The organism is Pseudomonas sp. BLCC-B112, from assembly GCF_028550695.1.
GTDB lineage: Bacteria > Pseudomonadota > Gammaproteobacteria > Pseudomonadales > Pseudomonadaceae > Aquipseudomonas > Aquipseudomonas danubii.
In genome coordinates this window covers 567,017-592,234 of sequence record NZ_JAQQGK010000004.1, presented here as the reverse complement: position 1 = coordinate 592,234, position 25,218 = coordinate 567,017, and the positions used below count along the sequence as shown (strand labels likewise).

Below are 25,218 nucleotides of genomic sequence, written 5' to 3'. Positions count from 1 at the left end.
AGTACATCGGCCCACATCGTTCGGATCTTCCTGAATGAGTTTTAGCGGATTTTACTCAAGACCTTGAAAGGGATGGCTGTAAGAGCGGAACCGTAAGCGGCCGCACCCGCAGCAACGGATATGTACCCAACCCCCCGCTGTAAAAGCGGAACCATAAGCCGCCGCACCCGCAGCAACGGATATGCCCACCAATCAGACCGCACCCTCAGGCTTTACGGCCGCTACGCGCCCGAGCGGGAGCAAGCGCCCTGGCCACAAAAAACTCCCCCACCCGCACTTTTGTCGAGGCTTGTTCGAAGTTGTAACAACCCCCACGCAACAACCCCCAATGCCCAGATTTTTACCTAATAAAAACAAAGGGATACTTCAAAAAGTCGACCAAAACTCCCCCCAATCCCCCCAATTGCCGCCTTGTTGAACACTCGTTTAGTATCACCCTCAAGCCACCCCCTCACGCCAACCACAATAATTCGAGGACGCCCATGACCCTTTCATCGTCGCTGCTCAGCCGGATCGAAGCCGGCGTAGCCTGGATCACCCTCAACCGCCCGGCGCAACGCAACGCCCTGGACATCCCGACCCTCAAAGCGCTGCACAGCCTGCTGGACACCTGCAACAGCGACCCCAGCGTCCGAGCCGTGGTACTCACTGGCAGCGGCCGCAGTTTCTGCGCCGGTGCCGACCTGGCGGAATGGGCCGAAGCCGAAGCCCGCGGCGCTCTGGAAAGCTACGGCTGGACCGAAACCGCTCACGCCTTGATGACCCGGCTGCACAGCCTGGACAAACCCACCATCGCCGCCATCAACGGCACCGCCGTGGGCGCGGGCATGGACCTGAGTCTGTGCTGCGACCTGCGGGTGGCGGCGCAGTCGGCGCGGTTCAAGGCCGGCTACACCAGCATGGCCTACTCGCCGGATGCCGGCGCCAGCTGGCACCTGCCGCGCTTGATCGGCAGCGAACAGGCCAAGCGCCTGCTGTTTCTCGACGAATTGTGGAGCGCCGAACGGGCCCTGGCCGCCGGGCTGGTGGGCGAGGTGTGCGCCGACGATCAGCTGATTGCCAGCGTCAGTGAGCTGGCCGCGCGCTTGGCAGCGGGCCCGACCTTCGCCTTTGCCCAGACCAAGAAGCTGATCCGCCAGGGGGCCGAGCGCAGTTTGCCGCAGCAGTTGGCGGCCGAGCTGGCCGCCGGCCTGCTGTGCGGGCGCAGCGCCGACGGCGCCGAAGCCCTGCGCGCCGCCACGGAAAAACGCCCCCCACGTTTCCAAGGGTTGTAGGAGCGGCCGGGCAGCGCTCGGTTTGCCGGCGAAAGGGCCCCTGGGCCATGCGCCCATTTTGTAGGAGCCGGCTTGCCGGCGAAGGCGCCCGCAAGAACAGCGCCTTATTCAAGGGCCTCTTCGCCAGCAAGCTGGCTCCTACGGGAAGGTTTTTTCGGCAGGCCGTACTGCCCGATCACTGGTTTTTTGCACTGTCACTCACTCACAGGTAGCGCCATGAATTTCCAACTCAGCCAAGAACAAGAAATGCTGGTGGACGCGGTTCGCAGTTTTGTCAGCAAGGAGTTGCTGCCCCACGAGGACGCGGTGGACCGCGCCGATGAGGTCAGTGCCGACCTCGCCGGGGAGATCCGCAGCAAGGCCATCGCCGCTGGTTTCTATGCCTTCAACATGCCCGAGGAAGTGGGCGGCGGCGGTCTGGACTACCTGTCCCAGGCGCTGATCGAGCGTGAGCTGGCCAAGTGTTCCTGGGCCCTGCATGTGTTCGTGGCCCGGCCTTCGAAAATCCTCATGGCCTGCACCGGCTCGCAGATCGGCGACTACCTGCTGCCCTGTGTGCAAGGGCGCAAGGTCGACTGCTTCGCCCTGACCGAACCCGGCGCCGGTTCCGATGCCAATGCGATCAAGACCCGCGCCGTGCGCGACGGCGGCGATTTTGTGCTCAACGGCAGCAAGCACTTCATCAGCCACGCCGGGCATGCGGATTTTGCCATTGTCTTTGCGGTCACCGGCACCTATGAGCACAACGGTCGTCAGCGCAACGCGGTGACTTCGTTCCTGGTGGACCGCGACACCCCGGGCCTGACCATCCGCCGTGGCCCCAAGTGCGTGAGCAACCGTGGCTATCACACCTTCGAGATGTTCTTCGACGACTGCCGGGTGCCGGCCAACAAGGTGCTGGGCGAGGTGGGCAAAGGCTGGGAAGTGGCCAACGCCTGGCTCACCGCCGGGCGGGTGATGGTGGCGGCCAACTGCGTCGGGCAGGCCCAGCGCGCCCTGGATGCCTCCCTGCAATGGGCCGCGGATCGCAAGCAGTTCGGCCAGGCCATCGGCAGCTACCAGGGGGTGTCGTTCAAGCTGGCGGACATGGCCACGCAGATCCGCGCCGCCGAGTTGTTGACCCTGCACACCGCCTGGAAGATGGACCAGGGCAGCATGACCGACGGCGAGGCCGGCATGGCCAAGCTGTTCGCCAGTGAAGTGCTGGGTCGGGTGGCCGACGAGGCGGTGCAGATCTACGGCGGCATGGGCCTGATGGACGAAGGCCCGGTGGAACGCATCTGGCGCAATGCGCGGATCGAGCGCATCTGGGAAGGCACTTCGGAGATCCAGCGCCACATCATTTCCCGTGAACTGTTGCGGCCGCTGATGCGCTGAGCGCCCTGGAGAATTGCCGTCATGTCCCAGACCTTGCGTGACAATCTCAAACGCCTGCTGGCTCCCCGGCATCTGGCTTTCGTCGGTGGGCGCAGCATGGCCCGGGCCCTCAAGCGCTGCGCCGAAGGCGGTTTTGCCGGGCCCATGTGGCTGGTCAACCCGCAGCATGCCGAGCTCGATGGCGTGCCCTGCGTGGCCAGCATCGAACAGCTGCCCTGCGGCCCGGATGCAGTGTTCGTCGCCACCAACCGCGAGCTGACCCTGACCTGCGTCGCGGCGCTGGCGGCCAAGGGCGCGGGCGGGGCGATCTGCTACGCCTCGGGCTTTGCCGAAACCGGTGCCCAGGGCCAGGCCCTGCAACAGCAACTGCTGCAGGCGGCCGGTGACATGGCGCTGCTGGGCCCCAACTGCTACGGCCTGCTGGACTACCTGCACAGCGCCGCGCTGTGGCCGGTGGCCCATGGCGGTCAACCCGTGGAACGCGGTGTGGCGGTGCTGACCCAGAGCGGCAACTTTGCCTACAACCTGTCCATGAGCGATCGCTCGCTGCCAGTGGCCTACATGGCGTCGGTGGGCAATCAGGCGCAGCTGGGCATTGCCGAGCTGATGGACGTGCTGCTGGACGAACCCCGGGTCACGGCCATCGGCCTGCACCTGGAAGGCCTGAAGAACGTGCCGGGGTTTGCCCGGGCGGCACATAAAGCCCTGGAGAAGGGCATTCCGATCATCGCTCTGAAGACCGGGGTATCGCAGATCGGCGCCGAGCTGGCCTTGAGTCACACCAGTTCGCTGTCGGGTTCCGATGCCTTGTACGACGCGTTGTTCCAGCGCCTGGGGGTGATCCGGGTCAGCGGTCCGGTGAGCTTTGTAGAAACCTTGAAGGCCGCCTCTTGTGGGCAGTTGCCGGCCGGCCCGCACCTGATGGCCCTGGCCTGTTCCGGGGGTGATGCCGGGCTGATCGCCGACTACGCCGAGCGCAACGGCCTGCAGTTGCCCAAGCTGGATGCCGGGCAATGTGCGGAGCTGGCCGAGGTGCTGCCGGGCTACGCCAATCTGGTCAACCCGCTGGATTTCACCACGGCGATCTGGGGCGACGCCCAGGCCCTGCAAACCATGCTCGATAGCGCCCTGCGGACCGAGGCCGACAGCGCCATGCTGGTGCTGGATTACCCGGCCGAGTTCACTGGCGAGCGCAAGGAATGCGACCTGCTGCTGGAGCTGTTCTGCGCGGCGCTGCAACGCCACGGCAAGCGCGGTTTTGTCACTTCGGCCTTTCCCGAACTGCTGCCGGCCAGCGCCCGGGAGCGTTTGCATGCGCATGGCATTCCCGCCTTGCAAGGGGTGGAGGATGGCCTTGCCGCTTGGGGCCGGATCGTCGCCTATCAACAGCGACGCTCGGCGTTGCTGGCTCTGGGTGAATCAGCCCTGGTGCCGCTGTGCCCGCAGGCCCTGCACGGCGCCAGCGTGCTGCTGGACGAGTGGCAGTCCAAACAGGCCTTGCGCGGCTTCGGCCTGAGCATCCCGGACGGTGTGTTGAGCACCCCCGAGCAGGCCCTGAGCGCGGCCGCTGCGGTCGGTTATCCGCTGGTGCTCAAGGCGGTCAGCGCGCAGTTGCCCCACAAGACCGAGGCCGGGGCGGTGGCCCTGAATCTCAAGGACCCTGAAGCCCTGAGCGCAGCCCTGCGCTTGATGCGCACGCGGATCGCCGAGCATGCCCCCAGCGTGGCTTTTGAGCGGGTGCTGCTGGAACCCATGGCCGCGCCGCCCCTGGCGGAGCTGATTGTCGGCATCAAGCGTGAGAACGACTTCGCTCTGGCCCTGGTGATCGGTGCCGGCGGGGTGCTGGTGGAATTGCTCAAGGACAGTCGCAGCCTGCTGCTGCCCACCACCGAAGGGGCGATCCGCCAGGCCCTGCTGAGCCTGCACAGCGCTGCCTTGCTGCAAGGTTTTCGCGGGCGTCCGACGGCTGATCTTGAAGCCCTGGTGGCGGCCATCGGCGCGGTGGCGGACTACGCCTGCGAACACGCCGGGCAATTGCTGGAACTGGATGTGAACCCATTGTTGGTCGGTGCCGAGGGCACCGTCGCGGTCGATGCGTTGATTCGCCTTGGCCAGGCTTGAGGAGAGAGATATGCACGATCAGACCTTGACCGGTGGCCAGGCCCTGGTGCGCCTGCTGGCCGGCTACGGCGTCGACACGGTGTTCGGCATTCCCGGGGTGCACACCCTGGAGCTGTATCGCGGGCTGCCCGGCAGCGGCATTCGCCATGTGCTGACCCGCCACGAGCAGGGCGCGGGCTTCATGGCCGACGGTTACGCCCGGGTCAGCGGCAAGCCCGGGGTGTGCTTCGTTATCAGCGGCCCGGGGGTGACCAACGTCGCCACGCCGATTGGCCAGGCTTATGCCGACTCGATCCCGCTGCTGGTGATTTCCAGCGTCAACCACAGCGCCAGCCTGGGCAAGGGCTGGGGTTCGCTGCATGAAACCCAGGATCAGCAGGCGATTACCGCGCCTATCACCGCGTTCTCGGCCTTGGCCCTGAGCCCGGAAGACTTGCCCGAGCTGATCGCCCGGGCCTTTGCCGTGTTCGACAGCGAGCGCCCGCGCCCGGTGCACATCAGCGTGCCCCTGGATGTGCTGGCGGCCAAGGTCGCCCGGGACTGGACCGGTGAAGTGCGCCGGCGTCCCGCTCGCGGCCCGGCCGCCGCGGCGGATATCCAGCAGGCGGCAGACACACTGCGCAACGCCAAGCGGCCGATGATCATTGCCGGTGGTGGCGCGCTGCACGCCGCCGAGCAATTGCGGGCCTTGAGCACGCGTCTGGGCGCAGTGTTTTTCAGCAGCGTCGCCGGCAAGGGCCTGCTGCCGGAGGAGGCGCCGCTGAACGCCGGGGCGACCCTGTGTGTTGAGCCCGGCTGGCAGTTGATCAGTCAGGCCGACGTGGTGCTGGCGGTGGGCACCGAGATGGCCGACACCGACTATTGGCGCGAGCGCCTGCCGCTGAACGGCGAGCTGCTGCGCCTGGACATCGACCCGCGCAAGTTCAATGACTTTTACCCGTGTTCGGTGGCTTTGCACGGCGATGCCCGCGCCACCCTGGACGCCTTGCTCCAGGCCTTGCCACCCACACCGGCCGAAGCTGGGGCGGCGATTCACGCGGTGGCCGATCTGCGTCAGGCGGTGCAGAACGGGCAGGGGCCCTTGCAACAGATTCACCGCTCGATCCTGCAACGGATTGCCGCCGAACTGCCGGAGCACGGCTTTATCGCCAGCGACATGACCCAACTGGCCTACAGCGGCAACTACCTGTACCCGAGCCGGGCCACCCGCAGCTGGTTGCATCCCACCGGCTACGGCACCCTCGGCTACGGCTTGCCGGCCGGCATCGGAGCCAAGCTCGGCGCCCCCGAGCGCCCGGGGCTGGTGCTGGTGGGCGACGGCGGTTTTCTCTACACGGTGCAGGAACTGGCCACGGCGGTGGAGGAGCTGGACAGCCCGCTGGTGGTGCTGCTGTGGAACAACGACGCACTGGGGCAGATCCGCGATGACATGCTGGATCTGAACATCGAGCCCATCGGCGTGCTGCCGCGCAATCCGGATTTTGCCGCCCTGGCCCGGGCCTTTGGTTGCAGCGTCAGCCAGCCCGCCAGCCTCGATGAGTTGCAGCAGGAACTGCGCAGCGGCTTTGCCCGCAATGGCCTGACCCTGATCGAACTCAAGCACGCCTGCGCGCGCTGACCATCCCTTTTTGCCTGGAGCCTGAGCATGCGCTTTTCTCAACTGACCCAACGTATTGCCGGAGACGGCGCCGCCGCCTGGGACATTCATTACCGGGCCCTGGCCAAACGCGAACGTGGCGAGGAAGTCTGGTTGCTGTCGGTGGGCGACCCGGATTTCGACACCCCCCAGCCCATCGTCCAGGCGGCCATCGACAGCCTGCAGGCCGGCCACACCCATTACGCCGATGTGCGCGGCAAGCGCGCCTTGCGCGAGGCCATTGCCCGGCGTCATCAGCAGCGCAGCGGGCAAGTGGTGGATGCCGAGCAAGTGGTGGTGCTGGCCGGTGCCCAGTGCGCCCTCTACAGCGTGGCCCAGTGCCTGCTGGACCCGGGTGACGAAGTGATAGTGGCCGAGCCGATGTACGTCACCTATGAAGCGGTGTTCGGCGCCTGCAATGCCCAGGTGGTGCCGCTGCCGGTGCGGGCCGAGGACGGCTTTCGGGTGCAGCCCGAGGCGGTGGTGGCGCGTATTACCGGCAAGACCCGGGCCCTGGTGCTCAACAGCCCGCACAACCCCACGGGCGCGAGCATTCCCCGGGCCACCTGGGAAGCCCTGGCGGCGCTGTGCATCGAACATGACCTGTGGCTGATCTGCGACGAGGTCTACAGCGAGCTGCTGTACGAGGGCGAACATGTCAGCCCGGCCAGCCTGCCGGGCATGGCCGAGCGCACCGCGACCCTCAACAGCCTGTCCAAGTCCCACGCCATGACCGGCTGGCGCCTGGGCTGGGTGGTGGCGCCGACGGCCCTGGCCGCGCACCTGGAAAACCTCGCCCTGTGCATGCTCTACGGCTCGCCGGAATTCATCCAGGACGCGGCCATCGTGGCCCTGGAGCAACCCTTGCCGCAGCTGCGGGACATGGCCGAGGCCTATCGCCAGCGGCGGGATCTGGTCTGCGACTGCCTGGCCGATTGCCCCGGTGCCCGGCCGTTGAAGCCTGATGGCGGCATGTTCGTCATGGTCGACATCCGCGCCACCGGGCTCAGCGCCCAGGCCTTCAGCCAGCGCCTGTTGGACGAGCAGGGCGTCTCGGTGCTGGCCGGCGAAGCCTTCGGCCCCAGTGCCGCCGGGCATATCCGCCTGGGGCTGGTGCTGCAAGCGGATGACCTGCGCGAAGCCTGTCGGCGCATCGCCCTGTGCGCTGAGCACTGCCTGAGCCGCCGGGTTGCACCTGCCACTTTGCCCACTGTTTGAGGAGTCTTCATGAAGGTACTGATCGTTCACGCCCACCCCGAGCCGCAATCCTTTACCGCCGCCTTGCGCGACCAGGCCCGCAGCACCTTGGAGGCCCAGGGGCATCAGGTGCAGGTCAGCGATCTGTACGCCATGAACTGGAATCCGGTGGCCAGCGCTGCGGATTTTGCCGCCCGGGATAATCCGGATTATCTGGTGTACGCCCTGGAGCAACGTCTGGGGGTGAAGAACGCCAGCATCGCTGCGGACATCCAGGGCGAGCTGGACAAGCTGCTGTGGGCTGACCTGTTGATCCTCAACTTCCCGGTGTTCTGGTTCTCGGTGCCGGCCATGCTCAAGGGCTGGATCGACCGGGTGCTGGTGTCGGGGGTGTGTTATGGCGGCAAGCGCTTCTATGACCAGGGTGGGCTGGCGGGCAAGAAGGCCCTGGTGACCCTGACCCTGGGCGGGCGTGAGCACATGTTTGGCGAGGGTGCGATCCATGGACCGCTCGAAGAGATGTTGCGCCCGTTGCTGCGCGGTACTTTGGCCTATGTCGGTTGTGACGTACTGGAACCGTTCGTGGCCTGGCATGTGCCTTACATCAGCCAGGAAGCCCGAGAAGAATTTCTGCACCGTTACCGTCAGCGCCTGCAGCACCTGGCGGACGAGCAACCCCTGGTCTTCCCGCGCCTGGACCAGTTCGACGAAGCCCTGCATCCACTGCCCCTGTAGCCGCTGCCGCAGGCTGCGAACGGCCCGCGAGGGCCGCGGCGTTCTTGAGATCGCTGCGAGTTCGGCGGGCGATCGTCAAGCAAGGTCCTGCGGACCTTTGCGCAGCTTCGCCGTGGCTCAGCAGCGGCTACAGGGCCAATGCCGAACGGGGTTGTGTAGCCGCTGCCGCAGGCTGCGAACGGCTTGGGCGGCATTCCGACGCAGGAGACGCAGGGATCTTGACGGCGACAGAAGTTTGTCTGGAAATCGCCAGGCAAGGCCCTTTGGGCCTTTGCGCAGCTTCGCAGGCTCAGCAGCGGCTACAGGGGGCGGCGATTCTATGGGGCGCTCAGAAGCGCAGGGTTGCTCCGGTGGTCAGCCAGCGGTCGCGGTCTTCGCTCAGGTGCTGGCCAACGATCAGGTCCAGGTCCAGGTGCTGCCCCACGTGCAGGCGCGGGCCGGCCTGCCAGCCCTGTTCGCCGCCGCGCTGGCCGTAGCGCTCGGCAATCAGGGTCAGGCTCGGCATGAGGTCGTATTCCACACCGGTGCCCCAGGTCCAGCGGTGGTTCTGCTCGCCATCGTCGTAGGCATGGGTCCAGCCGGCATTGAGGTTCAGGCGCAGGCTGTCGCTGGCGCTGAAGGTCAGGGGCAGGGTGAGGTCGCCGCCGTCGAAGCTGTGGTGGCGGTTCAGGGCCCAGTGGGCGGAACCGGCCAGGGCCAGTTGCAGGCCCAGGTCTTCGCGGTTCAGCAGTTGGACCTTGATCTGCGGGCTGAGCTGGGTTTCGCCGTGATCGTCGGCCTGCTGGCGCTGCACGGCGGCCCCCAGTTGCACCCAGGGCAGTTGGCTGAAGGTGCAGGCCGGGGCAATCACGCTGTTGTGGCTGGAGCCTTGATGCCGGGTGCTCTGGTACCAGACATCGACATTGCATTCCCCGGGGGCGTTGATGGCGCCGTCATCCACTACATAGGCGCCGCCGGCGGCCTGGGCCTTGGAGCACAGGGCCAGGGTGGCGGTGGCTCCGGCAGTCAGGGCGAGGAACAGCAGGTTGCGTTTGAGCATGCGGCTTTTTGCAGCAGGCAGGGTGTGGCCCCAGGAGGCGGAACGCGAGGAGCGATGTGGACGGTGCTTGGACATGGCGGATCTCGTTCTGTTGGGGCGCCGGACCGCTTGGTTGGGGAGCCGGCGCGGGTGGGTGCTGCGTGGGGTGTTTACTGGTCGTCGACCGACAGGGTCTGGATGCCGCGGACCCGGGCCTGGGCCAGCAGCTCTTCGGTGTCTTCCCCGCCGGGCAGGGCGAGGACGATGTCCGGGCGGCTGTCGGCCAGCATGAAGCTGTTGCGCAGGCGCTCGGCGTGTTTGCCGTGCAGTTGCCAGTTGGGCGGGTAGCGGACGATGTGGGCTCCGGTTTCCCGGGCCCAGTCCTCGATGTGGGCGCCGAGGAACTGGCTGCCGCCGTGGATCACCACCCGCACTTCGTGCAGGCGCTGGAAGGCTTCCAGGACCCGGCGGCACAGGCGGCTGTCGGCGTAGTAGCGGCCGGCGCAGATCAGGACGCGCATGGGCTGTCCTCCTTGGCTCCGGTCACGGGGTGCTCGGCGCCGGGCGCTTCGGTCAGGGGCTCGCTGAGGTAGCCGTGTTCGATGTCGCGCTCACCGGCGCGCTCCAGGGCCGGGTAGGCCAGGGCGGCGATGTGGTGGTGGACCCGGCGGTAGTCGCGCAGCAGGCGCTGGAAGATGTCCCCGGATTCGGCCCAGGCGCTCTGGTCTTCGCGCAGTTGGCGAAAGTGCTCGCGGCCGGCGGCGGCTTCCAGGCGCCGCACGTTTTCCTTGCGCGCCAGCAACTGGTGGGCGGTGGGCAGGTCTTCGCGCAGGAACACGGTGATGGCCAGGCTCAGGCTGTCCAGCAACTCCTGGTGCAGCGGGTACAGGGTGCCCAACTCGAAAGCGGAAAAGGCCTCGCCACGGCGCAGACGCCTTGCTGCCAGTTGCGCCAGGCTGGTGGAAAGAATGTCGCCGGCGTGTTCCAGGTTGATCACCAGCAGCAGGATTTCCTGGGAGCGGTCGGCGTCCTGGTCGCTGATGCCTTCCTTGCCGATGTCCGCCAGGTAGGCGCGGATCGCCGCGCTGAGCAGGTCCAGGGACTGGTCGATGTGCCGCACCTGCTCGGCATGGGTGATGCTTGAGGTGCGAAACAGCTGCAGCACCCGGTCGAGCATGCTCGAAAGCATGTCGGCCATGCGCAGGGCTTCGCGGGCGGCGTTGGCCAGGCCGATATTGGCCACTTCCAGGCCGGCCTGGTCCAGGTACAGCGGCATGCCCGGATCGGTGACCGGGGCGGGAGCCGGCAGCAGCCGGGTCAGCAGCTTGCCCAGGGGCTCGGTGAAGCCAATGAACAGCAGGCCGAGGATCAGGCTGAAGGCGCTGTGCAGATAGACCACCAGCAACTCCGGTGGCAGCGCCTGGATCGCGTCCAGGTGGGCCAGGGTGGTGATCCAGGGCAGCACCAGGACCACGCCCACCAGGCGCACCAGCAGGTTGCCCAGGGGCAGACGCCGGGCCACGTTGCCGCTGGCGCCGAGCAGGGATGGCAGGGTGCCGCCGAGGTTGACCCCCAGCACCAGGGCCATGCTGGTGGCTGGCGACAGCAGGCCGGTGCCGGCCAGGGAGGCGATCAGCAGCACCACCGCGACGCTGGAGTGGCACATCCAGGTCAGCAGCATGGCCACCAGCAGCGCCAGCAACAGGTCGCCGTCGAGGCTGGTCATCACCAGCTGGAACACCGGGGTGCTTTCCACCGCGCCCAGGGTGGCGCCGAGCATGCCCAGGGCCAGCAGCATCAGGCCCAGGCCGATCAGCGCGCAGCCGATGCTTTCAAAGCGCGAGTCGTCCCGCAGGCGGAAGGTCAGGAAACCCGCCAGCAGCAGCACCGGGGCCAGCAGCGAGAGGTCGAGGCTGAGCAGCTGGACCACCAGGGTCGAGCCGATATTGGCCCCCAGCATCACCGCCAGCGCGGGGGCCAGGCCCAGGGTGCCGGCAGCGGTAAAGGAGCTGGCCATCAGGCTCACTGCGGTGCTGCTTTGCAGCACGCCAGTGATGCCGACGCCGCACAGCAGCGCCAGCCAGCGGTTGTTCAGGTGTTGCCCGAGCCAGTGCCGCAGTGGGCTGCCGAAGCCGCGCAGGAGTGATCCGCAGATCATCTGCGAACCCCACAGCAGCAGGGCGATGGCGCCGGCCAGGTTGATCAGAAGAGTGGTGCCCGACATGAGCGTGCTCCCGGGTCGGTGACAGGTTCAGGCCATCGCCACGCGCAGCGAGGCGCGGGTGAGGGCGGCGCTGAAACCCAGCAGAAAACGAATTTCAACGGCGCTCAGCAGGCCGCGGACATACAGCCGGATGCTCACGCGGGTGAGCAGGCGGGCGCAGGTGCACAGGCTGCAGACCAGCAGGGCCTGGAGGCCGCGTTGCAACATGGAAAAAGGCTTGAGATACATGGCGATGCTCCTTTCGGGCGAACAGCGTCGCCGTCGGCAGGGCGCTGGCCGCGCCGACGGTGGCATCGTTGGTTAGGTGTATCGGGCGCGGCCGTCCGAGGGCGGCCGCGCCGGGCTCAGGCCCTTAGAACCAGGCCCTTAGAACCACTGCTTGAAGCGGCGGATGTACAGGGTCTTCATGGTCTGGGCGACCACGCAGTAGGCGAGCAGGGTGCCCACCAGCCAAGGGAAGTATTCCCACGGCAGCGGCACCAGGCCGACCATGTTGCCCAGGGGCGAGAAGGGCACGTAGATCCCCAGCGCCATCACCAGTCCCGTGGCCAGCATCACCGGCAGGGCCGCGGTGCTCTGGATGAACGGGATCTTGCGGGTGCGCAGCATGTGCACCACCAGGGTCTGCGAGAGCAGCCCTTCGATGAACCAGCCGGACTGGAACAGGGCGGCCATTTCCACGCTGTTGGCGGCGAACACGTACCACATCAGGGCGAAGGTGGTGATGTCGAAGATCGACGAGGTCGGCCCGATCCACAGCATGAAGCGCCCGATGTTGTTGGCGTCCCACTTGCGCGGCTTGGCCAGGTACTCCTTGTCCATCTTGTCCCACGGCAGCGCCAGCTGGGAGAAGTCGTACATCAGGTTCTGCAGCAGCAGGTGGATCGCCAGCATCGGCAGGAAGGGGATGAAGGCACTGGCCACCAGCACCGAGAACACGTTGCCGAAGTTGGAGCTGGCGGTCATGTTCAGGTACTTCATGATGTTGCCGAAGGTCTCGCGACCCTTGATCACCCCTTCTTCCAGCACCATCAGGCTCTTTTCCAGGAGGATGATGTCCGCCGATTCCTTGGCGATGTCGGTGCCGCTGTCCACCGAGATGCCGACGTCGGCATCGCGCAGGGCCGGGGCGTCGTTGATGCCGTCGCCGAGGAAGCCCACGGTGTGGCCGTTGGCTTGCAGGGCCTTGAGCACCCGGGATTTCTGCAGGGGGGTGAGCTTGGCAAACACCGTGCGCTCTTCCACCAGGCGCCCGAGCACCTGGTCATCCATGTGCTCGATGTCGCGACCCAGCAGCGGTTCGCCCGCTTCCAGGCCCACTTCGCGGCAGATCTTCGCGGTGACGATGGGGTTGTCGCCGGTCAGCACCTTGACCGTCACGCCGTTGTCACGCAGGGCGGCGATAGCCGGGCCGGCGGTTTCCTTGGGCGGATCGAGGAAGGTCAGGAAGCCTTCGATCACCAGCTCGCGCTCATCGCTGGCGCTGTACTGGCTGCGGGTCTGGCCCTTGGGCAGGTCCCGGGTGCCCACCAGCAGCACGCGGAAGCCGTCGCGGTTGTAGTCCTCGGCCAGTTGCAGCAGAGCCGCGCGGCGCTCGGCGTCGAGGCTCACGGCCAGTCCGTCCTGGCGTACCCGGGTGGCGGTTTCCAGCATTTCTTCCACCGCGCCCTTGCACACCAGCAGGTGGTCGCCGCGGGCATCGGCGAGGATCACCGACAGGCGCCGACGGACGAAGTCGAAGGGCAGCTCATCGACCTTGCGCCAGGCGGCCGGCGGGGTGAAGTGCGGGTTGCCCTCGGCGAAGCTGACCACGGCGCGGTCCATCAGGTTCTTCATGCCGCTCTGGTGGTGGCTGTTGAGCCAGGCCAGCTGCAGCACCGCATCGCAGCGGCTGCCGCTGATGTCGACGTGGTGTTCGAGGATGATCCGGTCCTGGGTCAGGGTGCCGGTCTTGTCGGTGCACAGCACGTCCATGGCGCCGAAGTTCTGGATCGCGTTGAGGCGCTTGACCACCACCTTGCGCTTGGCCATGGCCGCAGCGCCCTTGGCCAGGTTGGCGCTGACGATCATCGGCAGCATTTCCGGGGTCAGGCCGACGGCCACCGCCAGGGCGAACATGAAGGCTTCGGCCCAGTCACCCTTAGTGAAGCCATTGATCAGCAGCACCACTGGCACCATCACCAGCATGAAGCGGATCAGCAGCCAGCTGACGCTGTTGACCCCACGGTCGAAGGCGGTCTGGGTGCGCGAGCCGACGATGGAGCGGGCCAGGGAGCCGAAGTAGGTGCGCCCGCCGGTGGCCACCACCACGGCGGTGGCGGTGCCGCTGACCACGTTGGTGCCCATGAAGCAGATGTTGGGCAGGTCCAGCAGGTCTTGCTGGTCGGCGGCCAGGGCCTGGGCGGATTTTTCCTGCACGGCCCCCAGGGTGTCGTATTTCTCCACCGGCAGGGCTTCGCCGGTGAGCACCGCCTGGCTGATGAACAGGTCACGGGATTCGATCAGGCGGATGTCCGCCGGGATCATGTCGCCGGCCGACAGCTGGATGATGTCGCCCACCACCAGTTCGCGCATGGGGACTTCGCGCACCCGGGCCTGCATGCCCATCTGCTCGCGGCGCAGCACCGCGGCGGTGGTGCGGACCATGGCCTTGAGGGCTTCGGCGGCCTTGGCCGAGCGGTGTTCCTGCCAGAAGCGCATCAGGCCGCTGGCCAGCACCATTACCAGGACGATGATCACGCCGGTCAGATCAGTTTCTTCGCCGGCTTGCAGCGGCAGCCAGAAGTCGGTGAAGAAACTGATACCGGTCAGGGTCATCAGCACATAGATGAAGGGGTTGTTGAAGGCTTGCAGCAATTGCACCAGGGCGTGGGGCGGACGGTCGTGGGCGACCTCGTTGTGGCCGTCCCGTTGCAGGCGGCCTTCGGCGTCCAGTTCAGTCAGGCCAGCGTTGCTGGAGTTGACGTTGGCCAGGGTCACGGCCAGGCCGTTCTGGGCTTCGCGGGCGGCACGCATCGACAGTTTGTTGCTGTCGCGGGTGGCGCTGGTGTTGCGGGAAGTTGTGGTTTTTACAGTCATTGCGTGTGCTCCTGCCGCCTGACTACGGCACGACACAGCGACCACTCAACTAATTAAAGACGAGCGAAAGTATGTCGAGCCGCAGGTTAGCGATCGATACGGATCTTGGCGTTTTTCAGGTTTTAACGTTCGCTGCCCAAACAATGAAGTTGAATGGACAGCGAACCTACTACTGGCCTCTTCCATAACTTTCTCCAGCAAGTTTTATTAACGAGAAGGCAATAAGGCGCCGTCAAACTTCCAATTAAGAAGTTTGTGTGAAAACAACGGAAAGTGACCGTTGATTTATGGGTAAGTGCGCGCCCCGAGATACAGGCCGAAGATCAGTCCGGCCTGCTGCAAGAGCAGGGCCGCGCCCCGACTCTGTGGGTCCTGGCTGTCGTCCAGGCTCCAGCGTTGTTGCAGCTGGCCGGTCATCGGGCAGACGCGCCAATTGGCCCGCAGGGCGGTGGCGGCGCAAGGTGAGGATGAGGAGAACGGCGAGCGTGCCAGAGCCTTGGGCTCACGGCACAGCTTGACCCGCATGGTGGCGGCAAAGGCGCGTACGCCGGGCATTACAGAAGATGTGAAGTGCATAACTTGTGCCTCGTGACCGGACTGGTTCCGGGGAGGCAAGTTACGTTGGAGCGTCAAGCCCTAGCGCAGCTCACCCGACCGCGGAGTCGAGTCCCGTCATTTTTCAGGGGTGCCTGGCGCTGCGCAGCGGCAGTGACCAGACAGCGTCTAGATACTGTGTCCATTGGCTTCTTTAGTGAGTTGAAAAAAGGCCGGATTTCCCGGCCCGCGCAATTTACTCAGGAGGGTCCATCGAGTCAAGGTTAAATTGCCTTGAATCGTTGTTCGATGATGAAGTTTCAGGTGAGGTTCAGCTTGAGGGATGAGTTCAGGCGTCGAGAGTGGGAAACATATAAGGGATACAAATAAAAAGTGCCCATGACCGATGGGGCGTCATGGGCACTGAATATAACTTCGCGGATTATCAGTTCAGCAAGTGCCGGGAGATATCCTTGTAAGTGTTGCTGTCGGTGGCGGCCATCAGTTGCCGTCCATCCTTTAAGGTGCCGATGAAGGTCACCTCGTTTTCAGTCCCCGCCATCAGGTAACCGGCGATTGCGCCCACCGGCCCCAGCAGCATGGCGCCGGCCACGCCATAACCGAAGGCGTCCTTGTTGGCGACGGGGCTTTCAGTGGCGATTTCCAGGCTCTTGAAGGCCGATGCCTTGATCTCGACACCGGCGCTGTTGAGCACTGTCTTGAGCCTGAAGGTGCCGTGGCGGTACTCGCCGGCGCCCTGCAGAAAATCGCCCGATAAAACTTCAATATTTGCCATGTTGAATCATCCTTATCCAAGCATAACGAGACGAACCATTGAGCCCCTGGCCAGTGGGGGCGTCAACGGGGTTGCGATGAAGGGTGCTACCGCCAGTCCGCCTTCACCTGTCCTGAGCCTCGGTCAGGATCTCGCGCTCAATGCTGATCCAGATCAGGGCTGTGAAAGGTTGTAGCAGGGGATGGCGACTGGACCTCGATGTTCCGACCAGTGGCGGGCGCGGGCCGGAGGCAGCGGGCAGGAAAAAGCGATGTTAAAAAATGTTAGATTGAAAAATATCTTCACATAATCCGCTCATTGGTGGATGATCGTTCACAGCCAACGCTCAACCTGATAACAACAGCAACAGGATGGCCATGATGATCGCTTCGCTCCTGCCTCTCTCGGCACCGGTTCACGGTGCCATGCACCTTCCGGGCTTGCCGTCTGGCGCTGCGCCTGTTGCCGCTCTCTGTGTTGCATTTGCCGGACCTGCAATCCGGATTTCCCTGTCCTGCCCGGTTCTTGCCCGGCGCCTGTCCGGCGCGGCACAGTCCTGGTCTATTTCTGGAGTCCCCCATGAATAACAACAATGTCGGTGTCATCGGTCTTGGCGCCATGGGCCTGGGCATCGCCCGTTCGCTGTTGCGCAGTGGTTTCAAGGTGCACGCCTGCGATGTGCGTGCCGCGGTCACCGAGCAGTTCGCCGCTGAAGGCGGCTTGGCCTGCGCCTCGGCCGCGCAGTTGGCAGAGCAGTGCGAGGTAATCATCACCGTGGTGGTCAACGCCGAGCAGACTGAAAGCGTGCTGTTTGGCGAGGGCGGGGCGGTCGCGGCCCTGCGCCCCGGCAGCCTGGTGATCGGTTGCGCCACTGTGGCCCCGACCTACGCCGTGGACCTGGGCCAGCGCCTTGAGGCCCAGGGCTTGCTCTATCTGGATGCACCGATCTCCGGGGGCGCGGCTAAGGCCGCCGCCGGCGAGATGACCATGATGACCTCCGGCCCGGCCAGCGCTTACGCCAAGGCCGAGGCGATCCTTGCGGGCATGGCCGGCAAGGTCTACCGCCTGGGGGATGCCCACGGCCTGGGCTCCAAGGTCAAGATCATCAACCAGTTGCTGGCCGGGGTGCACATTGCCGCCTCCGCCGAAGCCATGGCCCTGGGCCTGCGCGAAGGGGTGGACGCCGATGCCCTGTACGAGGTGATCACCCACAGCGCCGGCAATTCCTGGATGTTCGAGAACCGCGTGCCGCATATCCTCAAGGCCGACTACACGCCCTTGTCCGCGGTGGACATCTTCGTCAAGGACCTGGGCCTGGTGCTGGATACCGCCCGCGCCAGCAAATTCCCGCTGCCGCTGTCGGCCACCGCGCACCAGATGTTCATGCAGGCTTCCAGCGCCGGTTTCGGTCGCGAGGATGACTCGGCGGTGATCAAGATCTTCCCGGGCATCGAGCTGCCCGTGGCCAAGCCTGATGCCGTTTGAGGAGCCTGTGATGACGACTTCCACTCCACGCCCGTTGCTGGGTTGCATCGCCGATGACTTCACCGGCGCCACCGACCTGGCCAACATGCTGGTGCGCGGCGGCATGCGCACGGTGCAGAGCATTGGCATTCCCAGTGCCGAGGTGGCCGCCGGCCTGGACGCCGACGCGGTGGTGATCGCGCTGAAGTCCCGCACCACCCCGGTGGGCGAGGCGGTGGCCGAATCCCTGGCGGCGCTGCTATGGCTGCGCGAGCAAGGCTGCGAACAGATTTTCTTCAAGTACTGCTCGACCTTCGACTCCACCGCGGCGGGCAACATCGGTCAGGTCAGCGAGGCCTTGCTCAAGGCCCTGGGTGGCGACTTCACCCTGGCCTGCCCGGCGTTTCCGGAGAACGGCCGGACGATTTTCCGTGGCCATCTGTTTGTCCAGGACCAGTTGCTCAACGAATCGGGCATGCAGCATCACCCGCTGACGCCGATGACCGACGCCAACCTGGTGCGGGTGCTGCAGGCGCAGACCGCACTGCCGGTGGGCCTGCTGCGTTACGACAGCGTGGCCCAGGGCGTGGACGCGGTGCGGGCGAAGATCGCCGAACTGCGGCAAAAGGGCGTCGCCATGGCGATTGCCGATGCGCTGTCTGATGCCGACCTCTATACCCTCGGCGCCGCCTGCGCCGACCTGCCGCTGTTGACCGGCGGTTCCGGGTTGGCCCTGGGCCTGCCGGAGAATTTCCGCCGCGCCGGCAAGTTGCGTGATCTCGACGCCGCGAATCTGCCGGCGGTGGCCGGTGGCGAAGTGGTGCTGGCCGGCAGCGCCTCGGCAGCCACCAATGCCCAGGTGGACGCCTGGCTTGAGGCCGAGCGTCCAGCCCTGCGCATCGATCCCCTGGCCCTGGCAGCGGGCGAACCGGTGGTGGCCCAGGCCCTGGCCTTTGTCCAGGCGCAGCAGGACACGGTGCTGATCTACGCCACCAGCACTCCCGAGCAGGTCAAGGCGGTGCAGCGGCAATTGGGCGTCGAGCGTGCCGGGGCCCTGGTGGAGAACGCCCTGGGCGAGATCGCCCGTGGCCTGCGGGATAACGGCGTGCGGCGCTTTGTGGTGGCCGGCGGCGAAACCTCCGGAGCGGTGGTCAAGGCCCTAGGCGTGCGCCTGCTGCAGATCGGTGCGCAGATCGATCCCGGGGTGCCGGCCACGGTCAGCAGCGGCGGCGAGCCCCTGGCCCTGGCCCTGAAGTCCGGCAACTTCGGCGGTCGCGACTTTTTCAGCAAGGCCCTGCGCCAACTGGCCGGAGGTCAGCCATGAGCCGCGAAAACGCCCTGCGCGAAGAAATCTGCGACGTCGGCCACAGCCTCTATCAACGCGGCTACACCGTGGGCAGCGCCGGCAATATCAGCGCGCGGCTCGACGATGGCTGGCTGATCACCCCTACCGATGTCTGCCTCGGGCGCCTCGATCCGGCAGCCATCGCCAAGGTCAACCTGGCGGGGGAGTGGGTCAGCGGCGACAAGCCGTCCAAGACCCTGGCCCTGCATCGCCAGGTGTATGACCGCAATCCGGGTGTGGGCGGGGTGGTGCACACCCATTCCACTCACCTGGTGGCACTGACCCTGGCCGGGGTCTGGCGCGACGACGACATCCTGCCGCCGCTGACCCCGTACCAGGTGATGAAGGTCGGGCACATTCCGTTGATCGGCTACCAGCGTCCGGGTTCGCCCAAGGTCGCCGAGCAGGTGGCGCAACTGGCCAACCGGGTGCGCGGGGTGATGCTCGAACGCCTGGGCCCGGTGGTCTGGGAAAGCAGCGTGTCCAAGGCCAGCTATGCCCTGGAAGAACTGGAGGAAACCGCGCGCCTGTGGCTGATGAGCCAGCCGCGACCTGAGCCCCTGGATCAACACGCCCTGGACGAACTGCGGGACGCTTTCGGCACCGCCTGGTAATCACTGACAACGCTTCACGGCAAGCGCCCCCGGGAGCGCCATCGGGCTCTCGTGGGGAGCGGCTTGCCGGTAAAAAACAATAACAACAGGACTTCCCGAGATGAATGACTGCATTGGCTTTACGGGTTCCAGCGTCACCTGCAACACCTGCCAACCACTGGGTGGAGGGCTTGCCCAATGAGCCCGCTGATTCTGATGATCACTGCCGGGGCCGGCATCGCCCTGTTGCTGTTTCTGGTGCTCAAGTACAAGTTCCAGCCCTTTGTCGCGCTGATGCTGGTGAGCATCCTGGTGGCCCTGGTGGCCGGGGTGAAACCGGCGGAGCTGGTGGCCACCATCGAAGGCGGCATGGGCAAGACCCTTGGCCACATCGCCATCATCATTGCCCTGGGCGCCATGATCGGCCGCATCATCGAACTGTCCGGCGGTGCCGAGGCCCTGGCCAAGACCCTGATCGAGCGCTTCGGCAACCGCCGCACGCCCCTGGCCCTGACCATCGCCGGCTTCATCATCGGCGTGCCGGTGTTTTTCGAGGTCGGGGTGATCATCCTCATGCCCCTGGCCTACGGCGTGGCCCGCAGTGCGCGCAAGCCGCTGCTGGTGTTCGCCTTGCCGATGTGCGCCGCGTTGCTCACCGTGCATGCCTTCCTGCCGCCCCATCCGGGCGCGGTGGCGGCGGCCAGCCAACTGGGCGCGGACCTGGGTCGGGTGCTGATGTTCGGCCTGCCGCTGACCGCGCTGCTGTGCTACGTCGGCTACCGCGTGGCCGGGCGCATGACTCGACGCAACTACCCGATGACCGACGATATCCGTGCTGAAGTCTACGGTCCCCACGTCACCAACGAAGACCTGGCGGCCTGGAACAGTGGTGCCGAGCAATCGGCCAGCCCGCAAGCACTGGCGGCCGTGGCCCATATGGGCCTGGAGGAATCCACCGGCACTCTGGCGGCGAAACTGCCACCGGCGCCGCCACCGGGTTTCGGCCTGATCGTCAGCCTGATCCTGCTGCCTATCGTGTTGATCCTGCTGGGCACCCTGGCCACGTCCTTGCTGCCTCTGGAATCCACCCTGCGCGGCGTGTTGACCGTACTGGGGGCACCGCTGGTGGCGCTGCTGCTGGACACCTTGCTTTGTGCCTGGCTGCTGGGTTCGCGCCGCGGCTGGAGCCGCAGCCAGGTCTCCGACGTGATCGGTTCGGCCTTGCCCGGGGTGGCCATGGTGATCCTAATCGCCGGTGCCGGCGGGGTGTTCGGCAAGGTCCTGGTGGACACCGGGATCGGTGCCGTGGTCTCCGACATGCTGCGCACCACCGGCCTGCCGGTCCTGGCCCTGGGCTTTTTGCTGACCATGCTGCTGCGTGCCGTGCAAGGCTCCACCACCGTGGCCCTGGTGACCACGGCGGGCATCATCGCGCCGCTGATCGCCACCCTCGACCTGAGCCCCAACCACATGGCCCTGCTGTGCCTGGCCATGGGCGGTGGCGGGCTGGCCATGTCCCATATCAATGACGCCGGGTACTGGATCTTCACCAAGCTGGCCGGGCTCAACGTCGCCGATGGCCTGCGTACCTGGACCGTGATTACCACTTTGCTCGGCACCTTGGGGTTCTGTATTACCCTGCTGATCTGGCCGTTTGTCTGACCCTTTGTCCCAGGAGTTCCCATGCCTCGTTTTGCTGCCAACCTCAGCATGCTCTACCCGGAACATGCCTTTCTTGAACGTTTCGCCGCCGCAGCGGCAGACGGTTTCACGGCCGTGGAGTACCTGTTTCCCTACGACTACAGCCCCCAGGTGCTCAAGCAGCACCTGGACGATCATGGCCTGCAGCAGGCGCTGTTCAACGCGCCGCCCGGTGACTGGGCGGCGGGGGAGCGGGGCATCGTCTCCCTGCCCGGACGCGAGCAAGAGTTCCGCCAGGGCTTCGACAAGGCCCTGGAGTACGCCGCGGTGCTGGGCAATTCACGGATTCACGTGATGGCCGGCCTGCTGCCGTCGGAACAGGACCGGGCCCGCCATCACGCGGTGTACCTGGAGAACCTGGCCCATGCCACGGCCCAGGCGGCCAAGGTCGGAGTCACCGTGCTGCTGGAGCCGATCAACACCCGTGACATGCCGGGGTTCTTCCTCAATCGCCAGGACCAGGCCCAGGCCATCTGCAAGGAAGTCGGCGCGGCCAACCTCAAGGTGCAGTTCGACTGCTATCACTGTCAGATCGTCGAAGGCGACCTGGCGGTGAAGCTGCGTCGGGATCTGGCGGGCATCGGCCATATCCAGATCGCCGGGGTGCCGGATCGTCACGAGCCGGACCTTGGCGAGCTGAACTATCCCTACCTGTTCCAGCTGATGGACGAGCTTGGCTATGACGGCTGGGTCGGTTGCGAATACCGCCCCCGCGGCGACACCTCCGCTGGCCTGCAATGGCTGCGCGACTGGCAGGCGCGCCAAGGCTCGGCGGTGTAGCCGCTACTGCAGGTTGCGCAGGAAAAGGTATCTGGGGAACGTCGCGCAAGGCCCTGCGGGCATCGCTTTATGTAGCCGCTGCCGAAGGCTGCGAACGAGCCGTAGGCTCGCAGCGATTCCCCGACCGCCGAGGCCCCTGCGGTGCCTTGCGCAGCCTGCGGCAGCGGCTACAGAGGGTATGAAGGCCACGAACGGCTTGCGATGATTCGTAGCGATAAACACAGGAGTTTTTCCATGCAGCGTCTTGCCTGCCGGGCCGCGCTCGGCCTGATTTTGTCCCTGGGCGGTATGTCCCTGGCCGCGGCCGCGAGCTTGCCGCCGGCCACCGAGGGCGATTGGGTCGCCCCGCAGTTCACTTTCCACAACGGAGAACAGCTCGCCAACCTGAAACTGCACTACATCACCCTGGGCAACCCCAAGCACCCGGCGATCCTCTACCTGCACGGCACCTACCGGCCGGCCAGCGACCTGCTGAGCAAGGATTTTGGTGGCGAGCTGTTCGGCCCGGGGCAGCCTCTGGACGCGAGCAAGTACTACATCATTGCCACCGATGGGATTGGCGTTGGCCAGTCGAGCAAGCCTTCCGATGGCCTGCGCGTGCGGTTTCCCCAGTACAACTACGACGACATGGTCCAGGCCCAGTACCGGTTGGTCACCGAGGGGCTGGGGGTCAAGCACCTGCGCCTGATCATCGGCAATTCCATGGGCGGCATGCAGACCTGGCTCTGGGGCCAGCAATGGCCACAGATGATGGACGCCCTGGTGCCCATGGCCTCCCAGCCCGGGGAAATGTCCTCGCGCAACTGGATGATGCGCCGGCTGCTGGTGGAGTCGATCAAGCAGGACCCGGCCTGGGACAACGGCAATTACCGGGTCCAACCGCCGTCTCTGCGTCTGGCCAATGCGTTGTTCGCCACTGGCACCAGCGGCGGCACCCTGGCCTATCAGGCCCTGGCGCCGACCCGGGCCCAGGCCGACCAGTTGGTGGATGAACGCCTCAAGGCGCCACAGACCGCCGACGCCAACGACTTCATCTACCAGTGGCAGTCTTCGGCGGACTACAACGCCGCGCCGGGGTTGAGCAAGATCCAGGCGCCGGTGCTGGTGATCAACGCCGCGGACGATGAGCGCAACCCACCGGAAACCGGCACCCTGCAAGCGGCGCTCAAGCAAGTGAAAGATGCTCGCCTGCTGTTGATTCCCGCCAGCGCCGAAACTCGCGGGCACGGCACCACCGGCATGGCCCGGTTCTATGCTCGTGAGCTGGGGCAGTTCATGGCCGACACCGAGAGAGCCCACTAGGCTCTGTCCGAACAGTGTTGAGACGAAGGTCAGGCAAGGCGAAAACGGTCGAGGAACGGCCAGGGTCGCGTTCGACTTTACGGGGTGTAAATGAGCCTTCCGATCGGACTCGCGCACGAGACTGTTTTCCACGCAGCATCACCGAGTATCAAGGCTTTTCGTACAAAGCCTAGGGAGGGCTGTTCACTCTTTATGGCGAGGCAGCGTGCTCATGCCAGGTGGCGCAGCCGCCCCAAACCCGGACGGCGCGACCTTTCGGGGATTGAGGGGCATCAGGCATTGCGTCAGCTGCGCAGATGAGCGGGAGCACGTTCCCTGGCCACGGATTGCAGGTGTTGGGGGCTATCGCTGGCTCAGGATGGTGCCGGCAGCAGCAATTCCACCCCGTGCTTGCGAATGCCGTCCGCCGCTGCGGGGGCCAGGGCCGCGTCGCTGATGATGATGTCGAACTGCTCCAGGTCGGCGATCTTGTACATGCCGAAGGTGCCGTACTTGGAGCTGCTGGCCACCAGCACCACCTGGGTCGCCGATTGCATTGCCACCTGCTTGACCTCGACCTTCAACGCCGAGGGCGTGGTGAGGCCCCGGCGCAGGTCCCAGGAACTGGTGGAGATAAAGGCCACGTCCGTGACCACCTGGCGCAGAGTCGCCACTGCCAGCCCGCCAACGCAGGAATGGTTGGAATGGTCCAGCTGCCCACCGGTGTGGATCACTGTCACTTGGGGCGCGTCGAGCAACGCCTGGACCACGCCGAAATCGTTGGTGATCACGGTCATGCCCGACAGCGCCTTGATGTAGGGCACGATCTCCAGGGTGCTGGTGCCAGCATCCAGGTACACCGTCATGTCCGCATGCAACAGGCCCGCCGCGAGCTTGGCCATGGCCTGCTTCTGCGGCAGTTCCACCACGGCCTTGGATTGATGGCTGGGCTCGCTGTGCAACTGACTGGCGATGCGCACGCCACCGGTCACCGAATGGGCGCGGCCTTCCTGTTCCAGCAGGGCGATATCCCGGCGCACCGTCATGTGCGAGCAGTCGAACATCTCCATCAACTGATGCACGCTGAGTACCTGATGCTTGCGCAACTGGCGCAGGATCTGCTCGCGGCGCTGTTCCGGAATCATCGGGGCGTTGCTGTCAGTGGCGAGGTCCTTGGGACTGGGCATTGGGGCTCCGGATTGGCGGGTCGGCAAAGACAGAAATGGGCTCGTCATAGTAGCGAAACTCGCCGCCGCGGACGAGATTTACTGCCGTTCACGAGTCAGCAAATTCTATCTTGAGGCCGTCGTCAGCAGTTGCTTGAGCAGGCAGTGCGGTCGATATGCCAGCGCTGTTTGAGCCGTTGCAGGCTGCCATCGCGTTTCATCGCCTCCAGGGCCCGCTGCCAGCGGGCGACCCGGGCGGCGTCGACCTTGGGGGAAAAGGCAATGTAGGCGTCCTGGCGCATCAGCGGCATCTGGTAGCTCAACTGATCGAAGGGCATGCCTTCTTCGGCGGCGAAGGTGCTGACGCTCATGGTGTCGGCCACCAGGTATTGCACCCGTCCCAGTTGCAGCAGGCGAATCATGACCTGCGGGCTGTCCACCCCCCACAGATTGTCCAGCCCCTGTTGCTTGAGGTAGCGGTAGACCAGCCACTTGCGCGGTACGGCAATCTGTCCGCGGGTCTGGTGCAGGTCGGTGACTGCGCTGTGGTCGCCAGTGCGGGCGTACAGCGCGGTTTCGGTCTGCATCAGCGGCCCCACCCACTGATAGCGCGACTCGCGCTCGGCCGTGCGCAAAATGGTAAACACCGCGGTGTCTTCGGCCTCGCTGGCATCGCGCAAGGCGCGCAACATTGGCCGTTGCTGGACCTGCACCGGATCACCGGTGCGTTGCGCCAGGGCTTGCACCACCTCCACAGCGAAGCCCGTCATGTGCTCGCCCTGCTGGAAGTGCAGCGGCGGGTGGTTGTCGGTCAGCATGCGCAACTCGCCAGCGTGAGCGGTGAGACTCAACAGCGACAGCATGGTCCCCAGTACCCAGTTCATCGTGTTCCTTGAATAGACAGAAGAGCAAAGCTTAG

21 protein-coding genes are annotated in these 25,218 nt (G+C 65.6%); 12 read left to right on the top strand and 9 right to left on the bottom strand.

Features of this window, described 5'->3' with window-relative positions:
- The first annotated feature begins 482 nt into the window (after positions 1-482).
- The 6 genes from PQT43_RS13870 to PQT43_RS13845 all read left to right on the top strand — a co-directional run bounded on the left by PQT43_RS13870 (position 483) and on the right by PQT43_RS13845 (position 8,340).
- Positions 483-1,274, top strand: a complete 792-nt coding sequence (locus PQT43_RS13870; protein WP_170005044.1) for an enoyl-CoA hydratase/isomerase family protein — start codon at positions 483-485, stop codon at positions 1,272-1,274.
- A gap of 216 nt (positions 1,275-1,490) precedes the next feature.
- The gene (locus PQT43_RS13865; RefSeq protein ID WP_110595526.1) at positions 1,491-2,651 is read left to right on the top strand and encodes an acyl-CoA dehydrogenase family protein; all 1,161 of its coding nucleotides are present in this window, start codon (positions 1,491-1,493) and stop codon (positions 2,649-2,651) included.
- Positions 2,652-2,672: 21 nt separating this feature from the next.
- Positions 2,673-4,772 carry an acetate--CoA ligase family protein gene (locus PQT43_RS13860; RefSeq protein ID WP_272754139.1) on the top strand — a complete coding sequence of 700 codons (2,100 nt, stop codon included), beginning with the start codon at positions 2,673-2,675 and terminating at the stop codon, positions 4,770-4,772.
- Positions 4,773-4,782: 10 nt separating this feature from the next.
- Entirely contained in the window at positions 4,783-6,390 is a 1,608-nt protein-coding gene (locus PQT43_RS13855) for a 5-guanidino-2-oxopentanoate decarboxylase (RefSeq protein ID WP_272754138.1), read from the top strand.
- A gap of 27 nt (positions 6,391-6,417) precedes the next feature.
- On the top strand, positions 6,418-7,626 hold the full coding sequence (locus PQT43_RS13850) for a pyridoxal phosphate-dependent aminotransferase (protein ID WP_272754137.1): 1,209 nt from the start codon (positions 6,418-6,420) through the stop codon (positions 7,624-7,626).
- A 9-nt stretch (positions 7,627-7,635) separates the two neighbouring features.
- The gene (locus PQT43_RS13845) at positions 7,636-8,340 is read left to right on the top strand and encodes an NAD(P)H-dependent oxidoreductase (RefSeq protein ID WP_272754136.1); all 705 of its coding nucleotides are present in this window, start codon (positions 7,636-7,638) and stop codon (positions 8,338-8,340) included.
- 328 nt (positions 8,341-8,668) lie between these two features.
- Here PQT43_RS13845 and PQT43_RS13840 read toward each other — a convergent pair whose 3' ends face one another.
- The 7 genes from PQT43_RS13840 to PQT43_RS13810 all read right to left on the bottom strand — a co-directional run bounded on the left by PQT43_RS13840 (position 8,669) and on the right by PQT43_RS13810 (position 15,990).
- Positions 8,669-9,454, bottom strand: a complete 786-nt coding sequence (locus PQT43_RS13840) for a hypothetical protein (protein WP_272754135.1) — start codon at positions 9,452-9,454, stop codon at positions 8,669-8,671.
- A 74-nt stretch (positions 9,455-9,528) separates the two neighbouring features.
- A complete protein-coding gene (locus PQT43_RS13835; protein WP_092314336.1) occupies positions 9,529-9,879 on the bottom strand; it encodes a DUF2493 domain-containing protein in 351 nt (116 codons plus the stop codon).
- Positions 9,867-11,582: a Na/Pi cotransporter family protein gene (locus PQT43_RS13830; protein WP_272754134.1), complete on the bottom strand. Its 1,716-nt coding sequence runs from the start codon at positions 11,580-11,582 to the stop codon at positions 9,867-9,869. The genes PQT43_RS13835 and PQT43_RS13830 overlap by 13 nt, the downstream gene beginning before the upstream one ends.
- 27 nt (positions 11,583-11,609) lie before the next feature.
- Positions 11,610-11,810 carry a hypothetical protein gene (locus tag PQT43_RS13825; protein WP_102879669.1) on the bottom strand — a complete coding sequence of 67 codons (201 nt, stop codon included), beginning with the start codon at positions 11,808-11,810 and terminating at the stop codon, positions 11,610-11,612.
- Between the two features lie 138 nt (positions 11,811-11,948).
- A complete protein-coding gene (gene mgtA / locus PQT43_RS13820; RefSeq protein ID WP_272754133.1) occupies positions 11,949-14,660 on the bottom strand; it encodes a magnesium-translocating P-type ATPase in 2,712 nt (903 codons plus the stop codon).
- A gap of 285 nt (positions 14,661-14,945) precedes the next feature.
- Positions 14,946-15,236, bottom strand: coding sequence for a hypothetical protein (locus PQT43_RS13815; protein WP_102864541.1), 291 nt, complete (start codon positions 15,234-15,236; stop codon positions 14,946-14,948).
- A 403-nt stretch (positions 15,237-15,639) separates the two neighbouring features.
- Positions 15,640-15,990, bottom strand: coding sequence for a hypothetical protein (locus PQT43_RS13810; protein ID WP_102864542.1), 351 nt, complete (start codon positions 15,988-15,990; stop codon positions 15,640-15,642).
- Positions 15,991-16,548: 558 nt separating this feature from the next.
- Here PQT43_RS13810 and ltnD point away from each other — a divergent pair.
- From ltnD to PQT43_RS13780, 6 genes are all read left to right on the top strand, one after another.
- Entirely contained in the window at positions 16,549-17,454 is a 906-nt protein-coding gene (gene ltnD / locus PQT43_RS13805; protein WP_272754132.1) for an L-threonate dehydrogenase, read from the top strand.
- Between the two features lie 10 nt (positions 17,455-17,464).
- The gene (otnK, locus tag PQT43_RS13800; protein WP_272754131.1) at positions 17,465-18,757 is read left to right on the top strand and encodes a 3-oxo-tetronate kinase; all 1,293 of its coding nucleotides are present in this window, start codon (positions 17,465-17,467) and stop codon (positions 18,755-18,757) included.
- Positions 18,754-19,392, top strand: coding sequence for a 3-oxo-tetronate 4-phosphate decarboxylase (gene otnC / locus PQT43_RS13795; protein ID WP_102879665.1), 639 nt, complete (start codon positions 18,754-18,756; stop codon positions 19,390-19,392). The genes otnK and otnC overlap by 4 nt, the downstream gene beginning before the upstream one ends.
- 177 nt (positions 19,393-19,569) lie before the next feature.
- Entirely contained in the window at positions 19,570-21,033 is a 1,464-nt protein-coding gene (locus PQT43_RS13790; RefSeq protein ID WP_213666261.1) for a GntT/GntP/DsdX family permease, read from the top strand.
- 21 nt (positions 21,034-21,054) lie between these two features.
- Positions 21,055-21,852, top strand: a complete 798-nt coding sequence (gene otnI / locus PQT43_RS13785) for a 2-oxo-tetronate isomerase (RefSeq protein ID WP_272754130.1) — start codon at positions 21,055-21,057, stop codon at positions 21,850-21,852.
- 234 nt (positions 21,853-22,086) lie between these two features.
- Positions 22,087-23,154: an alpha/beta fold hydrolase gene (locus PQT43_RS13780; protein WP_110595537.1), complete on the top strand. Its 1,068-nt coding sequence runs from the start codon at positions 22,087-22,089 to the stop codon at positions 23,152-23,154.
- 353 nt (positions 23,155-23,507) lie between these two features.
- On the opposite strand, the gene PQT43_RS13775 is transcribed toward PQT43_RS13780, so the two are convergent.
- Together PQT43_RS13775 and PQT43_RS13770 are read right to left on the bottom strand one after the other, a co-directional pair.
- Complete coding sequence (locus PQT43_RS13775; RefSeq protein WP_102879661.1) at positions 23,508-24,320, bottom strand: DeoR/GlpR family DNA-binding transcription regulator; 813 nt, start codon at positions 24,318-24,320, stop codon at positions 23,508-23,510.
- Between the two features lie 122 nt (positions 24,321-24,442).
- Positions 24,443-25,183: a substrate-binding periplasmic protein gene (locus PQT43_RS13770; RefSeq protein WP_110651531.1), complete on the bottom strand. Its 741-nt coding sequence runs from the start codon at positions 25,181-25,183 to the stop codon at positions 24,443-24,445.
- Positions 25,184-25,218 lie beyond the last annotated feature (35 nt).

Excerpts from the sequence above, each read along its gene's own strand:
- PQT43_RS13870 (WP_170005044.1), top strand. The coding sequence starts at position 483 with ATGACCCTTTCATCGTCGCTGCTCAGCCGGATCGAAGCCGGCGTAGCC.
- PQT43_RS13865 (WP_110595526.1), top strand. The coding sequence starts at position 1,491 with ATGAATTTCCAACTCAGCCAAGAACAAGAAATGCTGGTGGACGCGGTT.
- PQT43_RS13860 (WP_272754139.1), top strand. The coding sequence starts at position 2,673 with ATGTCCCAGACCTTGCGTGACAATCTCAAACGCCTGCTGGCTCCCCGG.
- PQT43_RS13855 (WP_272754138.1), top strand. The coding sequence starts at position 4,783 with ATGCACGATCAGACCTTGACCGGTGGCCAGGCCCTGGTGCGCCTGCTG.
- PQT43_RS13850 (WP_272754137.1), top strand. The coding sequence starts at position 6,418 with ATGCGCTTTTCTCAACTGACCCAACGTATTGCCGGAGACGGCGCCGCC.
- PQT43_RS13845 (WP_272754136.1), top strand. The coding sequence starts at position 7,636 with ATGAAGGTACTGATCGTTCACGCCCACCCCGAGCCGCAATCCTTTACC.
- PQT43_RS13840 (WP_272754135.1), bottom strand. The coding sequence starts at position 9,454 with ATGTCCAAGCACCGTCCACATCGCTCCTCGCGTTCCGCCTCCTGGGGC.
- PQT43_RS13835 (WP_092314336.1), bottom strand. The coding sequence starts at position 9,879 with ATGCGCGTCCTGATCTGCGCCGGCCGCTACTACGCCGACAGCCGCCTG.
- PQT43_RS13830 (WP_272754134.1), bottom strand. The coding sequence starts at position 11,582 with ATGTCGGGCACCACTCTTCTGATCAACCTGGCCGGCGCCATCGCCCTG.
- PQT43_RS13825 (WP_102879669.1), bottom strand. The coding sequence starts at position 11,810 with ATGTATCTCAAGCCTTTTTCCATGTTGCAACGCGGCCTCCAGGCCCTG.
- mgtA (WP_272754133.1), bottom strand. The coding sequence starts at position 14,660 with ATGACTGTAAAAACCACAACTTCCCGCAACACCAGCGCCACCCGCGAC.
- PQT43_RS13815 (WP_102864541.1), bottom strand. The coding sequence starts at position 15,236 with ATGCACTTCACATCTTCTGTAATGCCCGGCGTACGCGCCTTTGCCGCC.
- PQT43_RS13810 (WP_102864542.1), bottom strand. The coding sequence starts at position 15,990 with ATGGCAAATATTGAAGTTTTATCGGGCGATTTTCTGCAGGGCGCCGGC.
- ltnD (WP_272754132.1), top strand. The coding sequence starts at position 16,549 with ATGAATAACAACAATGTCGGTGTCATCGGTCTTGGCGCCATGGGCCTG.
- otnK (WP_272754131.1), top strand. The coding sequence starts at position 17,465 with ATGACGACTTCCACTCCACGCCCGTTGCTGGGTTGCATCGCCGATGAC.
- otnC (WP_102879665.1), top strand. The coding sequence starts at position 18,754 with ATGAGCCGCGAAAACGCCCTGCGCGAAGAAATCTGCGACGTCGGCCAC.
- PQT43_RS13790 (WP_213666261.1), top strand. The coding sequence starts at position 19,570 with ATGAGCCCGCTGATTCTGATGATCACTGCCGGGGCCGGCATCGCCCTG.
- otnI (WP_272754130.1), top strand. The coding sequence starts at position 21,055 with ATGCCTCGTTTTGCTGCCAACCTCAGCATGCTCTACCCGGAACATGCC.
- PQT43_RS13780 (WP_110595537.1), top strand. The coding sequence starts at position 22,087 with ATGCAGCGTCTTGCCTGCCGGGCCGCGCTCGGCCTGATTTTGTCCCTG.
- PQT43_RS13775 (WP_102879661.1), bottom strand. The coding sequence starts at position 24,320 with ATGCCCAGTCCCAAGGACCTCGCCACTGACAGCAACGCCCCGATGATT.
- PQT43_RS13770 (WP_110651531.1), bottom strand. The coding sequence starts at position 25,183 with ATGAACTGGGTACTGGGGACCATGCTGTCGCTGTTGAGTCTCACCGCT.